Here is a 13,215-nt window from a genome sequence, read left to right as displayed (position 1 = left end):
GGGGTGTCGCAGCGTTCGGTGATTCAGCGTTTGTTTATATGGCTGAATCGCTGAATCTGCCGGTGCACATCCCGTACACAAGGCGTGCACAACCTGTGCACAGGTTATGCGCCGGAACCGCAGATTAACGGACCGAACGATGGTTAATAAAGGAACGATGGTTAATAAAGGGTTGTAGATCGTAAGGCGGATCGTGATCCGCCCCGCGCGTCAGCTGGCCTGCTGGCGGTCGATCCAGGCGCGCAGCTCTTCCGTCTCGTGACGGGCGTCGCGCAACCCGTCCATGGCGGCGCGCAGCTCGGCCTCGGTCTGGGCAAGCTGGTTGGTCAGTTCCGCCTCGCGCTGCTGCAGATAGGTGATCGCCTGATCGCGGGTTTCCTCGGCCTCGTGCAATTCCTGGCTCATCCGGTCCAGTTCAGCCACATCGCCAGAGGCAACGCGGGTGAAGCGGTGGATCAGCCAGTTCGCGAACCAGCCCAGGCAGAACGCAATGAAAAGAATGATGGCTGTCGCAATGACAAACTCAGTTCTGCTCATCGTCCCCTTGTCCTTCGGCGCTATCCTCGGTTGCGGGGTCTGTATCGCCGTTTCCGGCCAAGGTTTCCAGCGTTGTTTCGCGTTCCGGCGCGGAAGGGGTCGGGCGGATCAGCTTGAATTCGATGCGTCGGTTGGCCTCGCGCCCCTCTTCGGTGTCGTTTTCGGCGATGGGGTCGACCTCGCCATAGCCTTTGGCGGAATAGGTCGAGGTCAGCACCCGGCGGGCGCGCAATTCGTTCAGGACGGACTGGGCGCGGGCCTGGCTGAGGTTCAGGTTCATCTCTTCCCGGCCCTGGCTGTCGGTATGGCCCTGGATCTCCAGCCGGATGTCGCCGCAGGCGCGCAGCACCTCGGCGATGTCGTCCATCGTGCCAAGCGCGCTGGCGTCGATGGTGGCGCTGCCCGGCTCGAACGTGATCTTTGAGGCGGCGAGGATGCCTGCAATCTCGGCCTCGCATTCATCCGGCGTGGGCAGGGCCGCAACGGGATCCAGCTTTTCCTGGTAGGTGACGCGGATGTCGAACTCTTCCGCCTCGCCCAGCTTGGAGGCAAGCAGGGACGCGATGTTCGTGCTGGCCTTTGGGTTGCCGGTGTTGCCAGAGACCTTCAGCGTATCCGGCGTGACCGTCACCGCCCCGTTCGACAGTTGCGCCAGCGATTCAAGCCCCGTCAGGACCCGCACCGGCCAGTCACCGGGCAGGTCATCGACAATGCGTGTCGCCACATAGACGCTGTCGGAGCCAAAGGCCGCCTGCGCATAGCTTTGCACCAGCGACCGCAGGTTCTGGTCCGAGATGCGGCCACGCAGTTGCACCAGCCCTTCGGGGCTGAGCGTGGCCACGAATTCCGGTGGCCCCTGGTTCGGGTCCACGGTTTCCGGCAGCTTGGCATAGAGGGCAAAGACCGGGGGCAGAGCGTTTTCCAACTCGCCCACGACGCGGTCGAAATCCGCTTGCGGCGTGCCCTCGGCCGCGATCAGGGTGATGTCGGCGTCTGAAAAGGTGATGGAGCCCGCGCCAAGCGTGTCCAGCGCGCCGATGGCCTGTTCCACGGCGACGCTCCATGTCGGGCTGGGCACGCCCATGCCGACGGTGCACAGGCCCGGTCCGGTCAGGCCGGCGGCAAAGGCGGCGCTTACAATACGGGTGCGTGCGGTCTCGCTGTCGGCGGAGCAGGCGTCGAACCGGGTGCCGGCCTCGTCCTTGACCAGCCGCAGGGTGAAGGGTGTGATGACGGGTCGGGGCGCCGCGATGTCGAGCGCCATGCGCAGGCCGGGTGGTGCCGCGCGGTTCAATTGCGCCTCAAGCCGGGTCTTTTCCTCGGCGCTGTCGGTGATGGCGCGGATCGACACGCGGCCCGCCTCGACCGATACTTTGGCGCGGGGCAGGCGTTCCATCGCGGCGAGGGCAAAGCCCAGGGCGTCGGTCCATCCATCCGGGGCCGGATAGTCGGCCACCTCGATCAGGTCCGTTACGGGGGTGTCGCCCGCGATGGCCGTGATCCGGTCGATGACGGCGGTGCGGTCCGTCGCGGCCGGGATCAGCCCGATGATCGACAGGCCCGCGTCGTTGCGCAAGAGTTCAGCAGAAAAGCGGGGTGGCGCGATGGCGGCGGCGGCCTCGACCTGCATGTCGTCGATGACGCGGGCGGCGTCCACGATGCGGCCCGCGGTAGACAGCGCGGCAAAGCGCACCGCTTCGGTGGGTGCGATGCCCGCGAGCGTTACCTGCAGCCCGTCGGCTTGCACCTCGGCCCAGGTCATTCCCTCGTCATCCAGCGCGTCGCGCACGCCGATTTCCGAGTTTTCCTCGATCAACTGCACCGACAGGTTGGCGGTGACGAGTGCCAGGACGGCGGCCACGGAGAACGTGACAACAATGATCAGAAGGGACGACAATCGCATCATCGGAAAACCTGTCCTTGGGCGTCTTGCGCGGGCCTATGGTTTACGCCGCTTGGGCACCGGGTTCAATCACACGAGCAGGGCGGCGCAGAAAAAGACCAGCGGGATCACGCCCGTGTCCCGGTTGGCGCGAAAGAGTTGCAGGCATTTGGCTGGATCGTCGATGTCGAGACCGCGCAACTGCCAGGCCATGTGCCAGCCCATGGCCCACGGCCCGCCAAGCGCAATGACAAGGGCCAGCACGTTGGCCTCGTCGATGGCGGCAAAGATCACCGCGATGCCCATCAGACCCACGGTCGCCATCAGGAAGCGGCGCAGCCATTGCGGGGTTTGCGTGCCGAAGAGGCGCGCGGTGGATTTCACCCCGATCAAGGCGTCGTCCTCTGTGTCCTGATGGGCATAGATCGTGTCGTAGAACAATGTCCATGCGATCCCCGCGAGGTAGAGGACCACGGCGGGCGCCTCGAGCTGACCCGTATGCGCGGTCCAGGCCAGCAAGGCGCCCCAGTTGAAGGCGAGACCCAGAAACACCTGCGGCCACCACGTGAACCGCTTGGCAAAGGGGTACACGGCCACCGGCAGCAGGGCGAGAACGCCCAAGAGGATCGCGGCGGTGTTGAAGGTCAGGAGGATGCCGAAGGCCAGCACCGATTGTACACACATCCAGATCACGGCCCCGCGCACGGTGGCCTGCCCCGCGGGGATGGGGCGCGAGCGGGTCCGTTCGACCTGTCCGTCAAAGTTGCGGTCGGTGATGTCGTTCCACGTGCACCCGGCCCCCCGCATCAAGAGCGCACCGATGGCGCAGCCCACTGCGATCCAGAGATCCTCGAACCGCACCGACTGGTCATGCAGGATGGCCAGCGCCAGCCCCCACCAGCAGGGCAGCAGCAGAAACAGGACCGGCGTCGGACGGTCCAACCGGCTGAGCCGCAGGTAGGGCCGGGCGCCTTCGGGGGCGTAGCGGTCGACCCAGTTGCGATCTTCGGCATCGGCGACTTGTCCGTCTGGTGCAGGCGCGGGCTTGGTCATATGTAGGGGCTCATGAGTGACGCAAAGATACGCCTGTATGTAGATCACCCGCTGGGGCAGGGGCAATCGGTCCCGCTGTCGCGGGAGCAGGCGCATTATCTTTTTGGCGTGATGCGTTTGTCCGTGGGGGCGGCGGTTCTGCTGTTCAACGGCGTGGATGGCGAGTGGCGGGCGGAGGTGGCCGAGGCGGGCAAGCGCGGCGGCACGCTTGTCTGCGCGGCACGGACGCGGCCGGTGCAGATGCCGCCGGACCTGTGGTTGATGTTCGCCCCGATCAAGAAGGCGCGCACGGATTTCATCGTTGAAAAGGCGGCTGAGATGGGCGCGCGGCGGATCCTGCCGGTGCAGACCGAGTTCACGAATGCAGGCCGTGTGCAGCGCGACCGCCTGCAAGCCCACGCGGTCGAAGCGGCAGAGCAATGTGGCGGGACCTACGTGCCCGAGGTGGCCGACATGCAGCGGCTCGACCGCGCGCTGACGGGGCTGGGCGACCGGCGCCTGATGTTCTGTGACGAGGCGCTGGCGGGGGCGGAGGACACCTCCGCCTTACCGGACACGCCGGGCCCCTGGGCCATCCTGATCGGGCCGGAGGGCGGGTTTTCCGACAAGGAGCGTGCCCGGTTGCACAGGATGGACACGGCCCACGCCGTCCAGCTTGGCCCGCGCATCCTGCGGGCCGACACGGCGGCGGTGGCGGCGCTGACGGTCTGGCAACAGCGGTTGGGGGATTGGTGATGGCGCAGGATGCCTGCGCCTTACGATTGGCGCGCGCCTATGAAAGCATAGGCTTTCGCTGCATCGGCGCGTGCCGTGTGGTGATGTTCGATCCACCCGCAACGATCAAGGGGGACGTCTGATGTTCTTCCGACCCGAAGCAAAAGCCGCCCTCTGGCGCTGGCGCGAAGTGCTGGCCGGTGTTGTGCTTGCTGTCCTCGCCCTGTGGTGGCTGGCGCAGGCGCGCGGTGTGCTGGGCTATATCGCGCCGGTCATGCTGGTGGGCGCCGGGGCGCTGATCATGGTGGGGTTGCAGCGGGGGCGCTTTCGCGGTGCGGGCGGGGGTCTTGGCACCGTGCAGGTGGTCGAGGGCGAGGTGATCTATTTCGGCCCGCTGACCGGCGGGTCCGTGTCGTTGCGTGATGTGCAGCGCGTGATCCTCGACGGCGCGCAGAGCCCACCGCACTGGCGGCTTGACCAGCCGCAGCAACCCGCCCTGATGATCCCGGTGGACGCTGACGGGGCCGATGCGCTGTTTGACGCCTTCGCCGCGCTGCCGGGGCTCAAGACCGAACGGATGCTCGCCAAACTCAATGCAGGCGCCGACGCGCCTGTCCTGATCTGGGAACGCAGCGCGCCGACCCTGGCGCAGATGGAGCCGCGCGGGCACGCATAAATGCGCACATCTCCGTGACCCTGCGCACGACGCCTGCGCATTGACACCTCCGTAAATTCGCACCAAGGCTTGCACCTCAACGGCACGGCAAAAAGCGGAGCGCGCCCATGTCCATCCCCCAATCCGGCGGCGGCCCCATCGAACATCACGACCAGTTGGCGCAGTACCTCGCCGATGGCTGCAAGCCCAAGGAAGACTGGCGCATTGGCACCGAACACGAAAAGTTCGGCTATTGCCGCGACACGCTCAAGCCGCTGCCCTACGAGGGCGCGCGATCCATCGAGGCGGTGCTGAGCGCCCTGCGCGACCGCCACCAGTGGTCGGAGGTGCGCGAGGCTGGCAAATTGATCGGGGTCGAAAAGGATGGCGCGAATGTCTCTCTGGAACCTGGCGGTGCGCTTGAACTGTCCGGCGCACCGCTCGAGACCATCCATGAGACCTGCGACGAGGTGAACAGCCACCTGCGCGAGGTCATGGACATCGCGAATGAGATCGGCGTCGGCTTCATCGGCCTGGGTGCGGCCCCCATCTGGACCCACGAGGAAATGCCGCTCATGCCCAAGGGGCGCTACAAGCTGATGGATGCCTATATGGGCACGGTCGGCACGATGGGGCGCACCATGATGCGGCGCACCTGCACCGTGCAGGTCAACCTCGACTTCGGGTCAGAGGCGGACATGGTCCAGAAGATGCGCGTGGCCATAGCGTTGCAGCCGGCGGCCGTGGCGCTGTTCGCCAATTCGCCGTTCTTTGAGGGCCAGCCCAACGGGCACAAGTCCTGGCGCAGCCGGGTGTGGCGCGATCTGGATGCGTCGCGTACCGGCATGGTGCCGTTCGTGTTCGATGACGGTTTCGGCTTTGAACGCTGGGTCGAATATGCGCTCGATGTGCCGATGTATTTCGTCTACCGCGACGGCAAATATATTGACGCGCTGGGCCAGTCCTTTCGCGACTTTTTGCAGGGAAAGCTGCCCGCGCTGCCCGGTGAGACGCCGCTGATGAGCGATTGGGCGGATCACCTGACCACCGCATTTCCCGAGGCGCGGGTCAAGAAATTCATCGAAATGCGCGGTGCAGATGGCGGGCCTTGGCGGCGGCTTTGTGCGCTGCCCGCGTTCTGGGTGGGGCTGATGTACGATCAGACGGCGCTCGATGCGGCCTGGGATCTTGTCAAAGGGCTGGATGCCGAAACGCGTGACGGGCTGCGGGTTGCGGCGTCGGTCGACGGGCTGCAGGCCGAGGTGAACGGGGTCAGGATGCACGATCTGGCGCGCGAGGCGGTGGCGATTTCCCATGCCGGCCTGAAGGCGCGCGCCCGGCCCGGTGCGGGTGGCATGATCCCGGATGAAACCCATTTCCTGAATGCCCTACAAGAGAGTGTCGAGACGGGGAAAACCCCCGCAGATGAGCTGCTGGATCACTATCACGGCGATTGGCAGGGCGACATATCGCGCGTTTTTGCTGAGTATTCGTATTAGGCAGGGGCCGGGCCGACGGCGTCCGGCGTCTTTGCGCCAAAGGTTGCTTTTTCGCGCACAAACACCTCTTCGGTAGCGTCACAGCGGGTTCAAAAACCTGTGCTCAGCCCCGCCACTGGCGGGGTTTTTTGCGGTTGACGCGTGGAAAATTCAATTTGTATACAAAAAGTATCGGAGAAGTATTTTGACCAAACACAAAAAATCATTCTGCGCCGCCGACCTGCGCGCCCGCATCCTGACCCAAGACATCGCACCGGGCAGCGATCTGGACGAGGCGCGCCTGGCCGAGGAATATGGCATCTCGCGCACACCGTTGCGCGAGGTGCTGCAGCGTCTTGCCGGTGGCGGCTTTGTCCGGCTTGAGGAAAACCGCGGGGCCAAGGTCGAATCCATGGACTTTGCGACGCTGCGGATGTTTTTCCAGACCGCGCCGTTGATCTACTGCTCCACCGCACGGCAGGCGGCGGAAAACAGATCCTCGCGTCAGGTGGCGGATCTCAAGGACATCCAGCACAACTTTGCCAAGGCGGCCCGCGCTGGCGATGCTGCGGCGGCCGGTCTGCTCAACCACGACTTTCACGAAAAGATCGGGGACATGGCGCGGAACCCGTACCTTCTGGCCGGGCTCAGGCGGATGCTGATCGACCACACGCGGCTGGGGCAGACATTCTTTGCGCCGCAATCGGAGGCCGACAAGACGCGCGTGACAAAAGCGATCGACCAGCACGAGGCGATGATCTCGGCCATTGACGCGCAGGAGGCGAACCTTGCCACCGATCTGACCTTGCAGCATTGGGACCTCTCGCGTGACCAGTTGGAAAAATACGTCCGTCCGGACCCGCTGCCACTCGACGTCATCTCGATGAAAGACCGCCGCAATGCGCTTTGAGGGCATCTATACCCCCGTCGTCACGCCCTATTTCGACGACTTTTCCTGTAATGAAGACGCGCTGGCGCAGACCATTGAACATCTGATCGGCGCCGGGGTGCACGGGATCATCGTGGCGGGGTCCACCGGCGAATACTACGCCCAGACGGAAGAGGAGCGCATCTGGATGATGGGCCGGTGCGCCGATCTGATCGCGGGCCGCGTGCCCATGGTGGTCGGCACCGGTGCGATCCGGACCGAGGACAGCGTGCGCTTTGCCAGCGCGGCCAGGGCCGCCGGGGCCGACGCGCTGCTGGTGGCCACGCCGCCCTATGCCTACCCCACCGGGCGTGAGATCGCGCTGCACGCGCTGGCCATAGACCGGGCCGCGAACCTGCCTGTCATGCTCTACAATTACCCGGGCCGCATGTCCGTCAACATGGACGAGGACACGCTGGACCGCCTTGGCCGGTCCGCCAACTTCTGCGCGATCAAGGAAAGCTCGGGCGATATCAACCGGTTGCACATGCTGGCCCGCGACTATCCCCATATCGCGCTTAGCTGCGGGATGGACGACCAAGCGCTTGAATTCTTCGCCTGGGGCGCGCGGTCCTGGGTCTGTGCCGGGTCCAACTTCGCCCCCGAGGCGCATCTCGCGCTGTACACCGCCTGCGCGGTCGAGGGCGACTTTACCAAGGGCCGCGCGATCATGTCGGCGATGCTGCCCCTGATGCGCGTGCTCGAACAGGGCGGCAAGTTCGTGCAGTGCATCAAACACGGGCTGACCCTGCGCGGCATCGACGCGGGCCCACCCCGCAAGCCGCTGCAACCGCTCAACAAGGATGACAAGCGGCAGCTGGCCGAAGTGATCCGCACCATGAACGCGACAGTGTCCAACATCACCGGAGAGCCGATATGAGCGACCTGCTGACCCACGCCGAGTATCTGGCCCTGGCGCAGGAGATGGATTTTCCGCGCACCGCCTTCATCGACGGCGCGTATCGGCCCGGACGTGGCGCGCCCTTTGCCACCATCAACCCCGCAACGGGGCAGGAATTGGCACAGATCACCGGGTGCAATGCCGACGATGTCGATCTGGCGGTGGAAAAGGCGCGCGGGGCATTTGCGCAAGGGCACTGGGCCAAGCTGCACCCGTCGGACCGCAAGGACACGTTGATCCGCCTGTGCAAGCTGATCACCCGCAACCGTCGCGAACTGGCGGTCATGGAAAGCCTCGAAAGCGGCAAGCCGATCCGCGACTGCGAAATCATCGACGTGCCGGAAACGATCCATTGCATCAAGTGGCACGCAGAGGCGGTGGACAAGATCTATGACCAGGCGGGGCCCACCGGCGACGATGCTTTGTCCCTGATCGTGCGCGAACCGATTGGGGTGGTCGCCGCGGTGCTGCCCTGGAACTTCCCCCTGATGATGCTGGCGTGGAAGATCGGACCGGCGCTGGCGGCAGGCTGTTCGGTGATCGTGAAACCGGCTGAACAAACGTCGATGACCGCGCTGCGGGTCGCGGAACTGGCGCATGAGGCGGGCGTGCCGCGCGGTGTCTTGCAGGTGCTGCCCGGCGACGGACCATCGGTGGGCGAGCCACTTGGACGGCACATGGATGTGGACATGGTCAGCTTCACGGGCTCGACCGAGACCGGCAAACGCTTCCTGCGCTACGCCGCCGACAGCAATCTGAAAAAGGTCGTTCTGGAATGTGGCGGCAAGAACCCGGCGGTCGTCTTCGACGATGCCGAAAACCTGGATCATGTCGCCGAACATGTGGTCAATGCGGCCTTCTGGAACGCGGGCCAGAACTGTTCCGCCACCGCGCGGCTGATCGTACACAAGGATGTCAAAGCACCCCTGATGGACCGCATCCACGCGCGGCTGCGCGATTGGAAGCTGGGCGATCCGCTGGATCCGGCCAACCATATCGGTGCCCTGATCGACGCCGAACACTGCCGAAAGGTGCGCAGCTATCTGGGTGAGACGGACAGCGACGACGGGCCTTTTGTCCCGCCCCGCGTGATCGAGGTGGACGCCAGGGATGCGCGCGCGCGAGACGAAATCTTTGGCCCGGTGCTCTGCGTCATCGAAGTAGCCAGCAATGACGAAGCCATCGCGGTGGCCAACGACACCGACTATGGCCTGGCCGCCAGCGTGTTTACAGCGAGCACACGCCGCGCCATCCGCGCGGCCCGTGACATCGCGGCGGGCACCGTGACGGTCAATTGCTACGGCGAGGGCGATATCTCGACACCCTTCGGCGGTTACAAGCAATCCGGCTTTGGCGGGCGCGACAACGGGATCCATGCCCATGATCAGTTCACCGAACTCAAGACCATCTGGATTGACCTGACCGATCCGGCCGAGGGGGACAATATCGGATGAGTGTTGACGCCGTCGGACGCACCCGCCGGGGACGCGGTGCGCGCAAAGCGATAAGGCAAAGCCGCGACATCACGATGCTGCCCGCCCTGAAACACGGCCTGCCGCTGGTGGAGCCGATGACCGCCGAGCAGGTTGCGCGGATCGACGATGCCTCGATGGGGATCCTCGAGGATGTGGGCGTGATGTTTCGCGACCCCATCGCGCTCGCGGATTGGAAACGGGCCGGGGCGGACGTGCGCGGTGAAACGGTGCATCTGGACCGCGGCCTTGTCCGCGCGCTGATCGCGTCGATCCCATCGCGCTTTACCTATGTGGCGCGCAATCCGGCGAACAACCTGCCCTTTGGCGAGGATCATTCGATCTTTGTGCCGATGACCGGTGCGCCCTATCTGCGCGATGTCGATGATGCGCGCCGCAATCCGACGCTCAGGGATCTGGCCGATTTTCACAAGCTCAGCCACATGCTGCCCGCGATGCACTCGACCGCGCACCACATTGTCGAACCCTATGATCACCCGATCAGCCAACGGCATCTGCGCATCACCTATTCGTCGATGAAATACTCCGACAAGACGTTCATGGGCATGACCACAAGCCCCAAGAACGCCGAAGACGTGATGGAGATGTGCGCGATCCTGTTTGGCAAGGAGTTCATGCTGCAGAACCCGGTCGTGACCGGCAACTGCAACGGCAATTCCCCCCTTGTCTGGGATGAGACGATGCTGGGCGCGATGCGCGCCTTTGCCCGGTACCGACAGCCTGTGCTTTGCTCGCCCTTTGTGCTGGGCGGGGCGAACACGCCTGCGGGCGTGGCCCCGTCGGTGGCGCAACTCAATGCCGAGGCGCTGAGCGCGCTGGCCTATACGCAGGTGATCCAGAAAGGGACGCCCGCGATCTATGGCCATTACCTGTCCACCGTATCAATGAAATCTGGTGCGCCGATGGCAGGCACACCGGAAATCAGCCTGATGAACATGATGATCGGCCAGATGGCACGGTATTACGACGTGCCGTGGCGGACATCGAACACGCTGGGCGGGGCCAAGACCTTTGACGCGCAGGCAGGCTATGAAAGCGCCGCGACCATGATGGCCGTCCTGATGTCGGGGGCGAACTATATCTGGCACTCCGCAGGCTGGAACGAGGCGGGCATGCACTGTTCCATGGCCAAGTTCGTGGTGGATGCCGAACAATGCGCTATGGGCCACCGCATGATGTCCGGTGTGAACTGGGACGATTTTGACGAGGCGTTGCAGGCCGTTCGCGATGTGGGCCCCGGCGGCCATTACCTGGGACACCCCCACACGCTGGAGAACTTCCAGAGGGCGTTTTTCATGCCCGAGCTGTTCGACAACAACGCCATCGAACAATGGCAGGCCGACGGCGCGGTCGAGATCAACGAACGCGCGCTCACCCGCGTCCGCGACCTGTTGAACGACTACGAGGAACCCAGGCTGGACGCCGGAGTGGACGAGGCGCTGCGCGACTATATCGCCCGCCGGGAACGCGAGATCCCGGCCGCCGATGCGCTGAACCAGGATCACTGACATGGCCGCGATCAAGGTCAGCCAGCTGCCCGTGGATCCCGGTCCGGCCGCCTGGAACACCCTCTTGCCCCCGGCAGAGCCAGCGCGCCCGCTGGCAGGCAACACCATCTCCGACTGGCTGGTCATCGGCGCAGGCTTTGCCGGTCTTGCCGCCGCCCGGCGCCTGTCCCTGCTGTGCCCCAGCGACCGCATTGTCGTGCTGGACGCGCGCCGGGTTGCCGAAGGGCCCGCCGGGCGCAACTCCGGCTTCATGATCGACCTGCCGCACGACCTGTCTTCGGCAGATTACGGCGGCACGCTTGCGGCGGACAGGACGCTGACCGCCGACAACCGTCACGCGATCCGCTTTGCGGCCCGCATGGCCGCCGATTTCGGCCTCGGGCCAGAGGTGTTTTGCCAAAGCGGCAAGGTCAACGCGGCGGCCACGGACAAGGGGGACGCGCACAACCGCGACCACGCCGCGCACCTCTCTGCCATGGGCGAGGACCACACCTGGCTCGATCGGGCCGACATGGCTGCCCTCACCGGAACCGACTACTACCGCAGCGGTCTTTTCACCGCGGGCACGGCCATGATCCAACCCGCTGCCTTCGTGCGCGGCGTGGCGCGGGGCCTTGCGTCGAACCGCGTCCAGATCTTCGAAAACAGCCCCGTGACCACGCTCGACCGCACCGGCGGCTGGACGGCGACGACACCCGGCGGATCCGTTACGGCACCCAAGGTCATCCTGGCCGTCAACGGGCATCTCAACAGCTTTGGCTACCTCAGAAACCGCCTCATGCACGTCTTCACCTACGCCTCCATGACGCGGCCGCTGACGGCGCGGGAAAATGCGGCGCTGGGGGGGCAGGCGGTCTGGGGGCTCACCCCGGCGGACCCGATGGGCACGACCGTGCGGCGGATACCGGGGCCGGGGGGCGACCGGATCATCGTGCGCAACCGCTTCACTTTCGACCCGGCCATGCAGGTCAGCGACCGCCGGATCGCCCGCGTCGCGCGCGACCACGACCGCGCCTTCCGCGCCCGCTTCCCGATGCTGCCGGAGGTCGATATGCAGTACCGCTGGGGCGGGCGCCTGTGCCTCAGCCGGAACAATGTCAGCGTGGTGCGCGCGCTGGATGACGGCCTGTATGCCGCCTGCTGTCAGAATGGGCTGGGCACGGCGCGCGGCACCCTGTCGGGTATGCTGGCCGCAGAACTGGCCACAGGCACGCGGTCAGAGCGCCTCGACCGGGCGCTGGCCGCACCGGATCCGACACGGCTGCCGCCCACTGTGCTGGCCAAGCCGGCGGCCAACGCCTTTCTCAGATGGCAGGAACGCAAGGCGGGTGCCGAGCTGTGACGCCGCTGGCGCATCCCGCTCAGACCAGCCGCGCCGTCAAGATCCTCAGCGCAGCCGCGCCAAAGAACAGGGCAAAGACCACCTCGAAGCCGCGCTTCGCACGGGCATAGGCGCGGGTCATCGGCGCGCTGGAAAAGATCAGCGCATAGCCGTGAAAGACAGTAAAACTCAGCGCCCCCACGGCCAGAATGATGGTGACCAGCGCCGTGACCGGCGTGCCGGGCGGCACACCCACGGAATAAAGCGCACCAAAGAACAGGATCGCCTTGGGATTGGTCAGGTGCAGGGCAAGACCCTTTGCATACTGCCCCCGCACCGACCGCTCCGTGACCGGCGGCACCTTGAGCGCAGCACCCAGCCATGCCGAGCGCGCCGACCTGATGGCCAGCCACCCCAGATAGGCGGCCCCGGCATAACGCACGATCTCGAACAGCCACGAATTGGCCAGCATGATGGCGCCCAGACCGAACGCGGCAGAGACGGACCACATGAACGACCCCGTGGTCACCCCGGATGCCACGGCCAGACCAGACCGGCGCCCGGACGCCATGGACGTGCCCGCGATGGTCAACGTGGCAGGGCCGGGGCTGGCACTGGCCAACAGGGCCGCAAGCAGGATGAGGGAGAGGCTGATGTCGGTCATGGCGGAAGCCTAGGCCGCCGGAACCGTGTGGTCCATGGCCTCATTTGACCGCCGGGATTTGCATCTGGCGATTGCCGAAAG

General features: G+C 65.3%; 13 protein-coding genes. 9 read left to right on the top strand and 4 right to left on the bottom strand.

All coding sequences use genetic code 11. The annotated features are described in order from the left end of the window. Positions 1 to 210 precede the first annotated feature (210 nt). From BWR18_RS12035 to ubiA, 3 genes are all read right to left on the bottom strand, one after another. On the bottom strand, positions 211 to 537 hold the full coding sequence (locus BWR18_RS12035; RefSeq protein WP_076628529.1) for a hypothetical protein: 327 nt from the start codon (positions 535 to 537) through the stop codon (positions 211 to 213). After that, positions 524 to 2,440 carry an OmpA family protein gene (locus BWR18_RS12030; RefSeq protein ID WP_076630286.1) on the bottom strand — a complete coding sequence of 639 codons (1,917 nt, stop codon included), beginning with the start codon at positions 2,438 to 2,440 and terminating at the stop codon, positions 524 to 526. The genes BWR18_RS12035 and BWR18_RS12030 overlap by 14 nt, the downstream gene beginning before the upstream one ends. Before the next feature lie 69 nt (positions 2,441 to 2,509). After that, entirely contained in the window at positions 2,510 to 3,472 is a 963-nt protein-coding gene (gene ubiA, locus BWR18_RS12025; RefSeq protein WP_076628527.1) for a 4-hydroxybenzoate octaprenyltransferase, read from the bottom strand. A 12-nt stretch (positions 3,473 to 3,484) separates the two neighbouring features. On the opposite strand from ubiA, the gene BWR18_RS12020 reads away from it, so the two are divergent. The 9 genes from BWR18_RS12020 (at position 3,485) to BWR18_RS11985 (ending at position 12,491) form a co-directional block, all read left to right on the top strand. Next, positions 3,485 to 4,207, top strand: a complete 723-nt coding sequence (locus BWR18_RS12020) for a 16S rRNA (uracil(1498)-N(3))-methyltransferase (RefSeq protein ID WP_076628526.1) — start codon at positions 3,485 to 3,487, stop codon at positions 4,205 to 4,207. Continuing rightward, positions 4,207 to 4,329 (top strand): hypothetical protein, encoded by a 123-nt coding sequence (locus BWR18_RS22285; RefSeq protein ID WP_302622833.1) that lies wholly within the window; start codon positions 4,207 to 4,209, stop codon positions 4,327 to 4,329. Before BWR18_RS12020 ends, BWR18_RS22285 begins: the two co-directional genes overlap by 1 nt. Next, the gene (locus BWR18_RS12015; protein ID WP_368073613.1) at positions 4,329 to 4,862 is read left to right on the top strand and encodes a hypothetical protein; all 534 of its coding nucleotides are present in this window, start codon (positions 4,329 to 4,331) and stop codon (positions 4,860 to 4,862) included. The genes BWR18_RS22285 and BWR18_RS12015 overlap by 1 nt, the downstream gene beginning before the upstream one ends. 107 nt (positions 4,863 to 4,969) lie before the next feature. After that, entirely contained in the window at positions 4,970 to 6,340 is a 1,371-nt protein-coding gene (locus tag BWR18_RS12010) for a glutamate--cysteine ligase (RefSeq protein WP_076628524.1), read from the top strand. A gap of 184 nt (positions 6,341 to 6,524) precedes the next feature. Continuing rightward, positions 6,525 to 7,229 (top strand): GntR family transcriptional regulator, encoded by a 705-nt coding sequence (locus tag BWR18_RS12005; protein ID WP_076628522.1) that lies wholly within the window; start codon positions 6,525 to 6,527, stop codon positions 7,227 to 7,229. Next, positions 7,219 to 8,127, top strand: a complete 909-nt coding sequence (locus BWR18_RS12000; protein ID WP_076628520.1) for a dihydrodipicolinate synthase family protein — start codon at positions 7,219 to 7,221, stop codon at positions 8,125 to 8,127. Before BWR18_RS12005 ends, BWR18_RS12000 begins: the two co-directional genes overlap by 11 nt. Then, positions 8,124 to 9,602 (top strand): aldehyde dehydrogenase, encoded by a 1,479-nt coding sequence (locus BWR18_RS11995; RefSeq protein ID WP_076628518.1) that lies wholly within the window; start codon positions 8,124 to 8,126, stop codon positions 9,600 to 9,602. The genes BWR18_RS12000 and BWR18_RS11995 overlap by 4 nt, the downstream gene beginning before the upstream one ends. Further along, entirely contained in the window at positions 9,599 to 11,149 is a 1,551-nt protein-coding gene (locus BWR18_RS11990) for a trimethylamine methyltransferase family protein (RefSeq protein ID WP_076628516.1), read from the top strand. Before BWR18_RS11995 ends, BWR18_RS11990 begins: the two co-directional genes overlap by 4 nt. Before the next feature lies 1 nt (position 11,150). Then, positions 11,151 to 12,491 carry an NAD(P)/FAD-dependent oxidoreductase gene (locus tag BWR18_RS11985; protein ID WP_076628515.1) on the top strand — a complete coding sequence of 447 codons (1,341 nt, stop codon included), beginning with the start codon at positions 11,151 to 11,153 and terminating at the stop codon, positions 12,489 to 12,491. Between the two features lie 19 nt (positions 12,492 to 12,510). On the opposite strand, the gene BWR18_RS11980 is transcribed toward BWR18_RS11985, so the two are convergent. Then, on the bottom strand, positions 12,511 to 13,134 hold the full coding sequence (locus BWR18_RS11980) for a LysE family translocator (RefSeq protein ID WP_076628513.1): 624 nt from the start codon (positions 13,132 to 13,134) through the stop codon (positions 12,511 to 12,513). Between the last annotated feature and the right edge of the window lie 81 nt (positions 13,135 to 13,215).

The sequence above is a fragment of the Tateyamaria omphalii genome, from assembly GCF_001969365.1.
In the GTDB taxonomy this organism is placed as follows: domain Bacteria; phylum Pseudomonadota; class Alphaproteobacteria; order Rhodobacterales; family Rhodobacteraceae; genus Tateyamaria; species Tateyamaria omphalii_A.
Note: the sequence above shows the minus strand (reverse complement) of the source record. Positions and strands in the feature narration are given on the sequence as shown.

Excerpts from the sequence above, each read along its gene's own strand:
- BWR18_RS11985 (WP_076628515.1), top strand. The coding sequence starts at position 11,151 with ATGGCCGCGATCAAGGTCAGCCAGCTGCCCGTGGATCCCGGTCCGGCC.
- BWR18_RS11990 (WP_076628516.1), top strand. The coding sequence starts at position 9,599 with ATGAGTGTTGACGCCGTCGGACGCACCCGCCGGGGACGCGGTGCGCGC.
- BWR18_RS12020 (WP_076628526.1), top strand. The coding sequence starts at position 3,485 with ATGAGTGACGCAAAGATACGCCTGTATGTAGATCACCCGCTGGGGCAG.
- ubiA (WP_076628527.1), bottom strand. The coding sequence starts at position 3,472 with ATGACCAAGCCCGCGCCTGCACCAGACGGACAAGTCGCCGATGCCGAA.
- BWR18_RS12035 (WP_076628529.1), bottom strand. The coding sequence starts at position 537 with ATGAGCAGAACTGAGTTTGTCATTGCGACAGCCATCATTCTTTTCATT.
- BWR18_RS22285 (WP_302622833.1), top strand. The coding sequence starts at position 4,207 with ATGGCGCAGGATGCCTGCGCCTTACGATTGGCGCGCGCCTATGAAAGC.
- BWR18_RS12010 (WP_076628524.1), top strand. The coding sequence starts at position 4,970 with ATGTCCATCCCCCAATCCGGCGGCGGCCCCATCGAACATCACGACCAG.
- BWR18_RS11980 (WP_076628513.1), bottom strand. The coding sequence starts at position 13,134 with ATGACCGACATCAGCCTCTCCCTCATCCTGCTTGCGGCCCTGTTGGCC.
- BWR18_RS11995 (WP_076628518.1), top strand. The coding sequence starts at position 8,124 with ATGAGCGACCTGCTGACCCACGCCGAGTATCTGGCCCTGGCGCAGGAG.
- BWR18_RS12015 (WP_368073613.1), top strand. The coding sequence starts at position 4,329 with ATGTTCTTCCGACCCGAAGCAAAAGCCGCCCTCTGGCGCTGGCGCGAA.
- BWR18_RS12030 (WP_076630286.1), bottom strand. The coding sequence starts at position 2,440 with ATGCGATTGTCGTCCCTTCTGATCATTGTTGTCACGTTCTCCGTGGCC.
- BWR18_RS12000 (WP_076628520.1), top strand. The coding sequence starts at position 7,219 with ATGCGCTTTGAGGGCATCTATACCCCCGTCGTCACGCCCTATTTCGAC.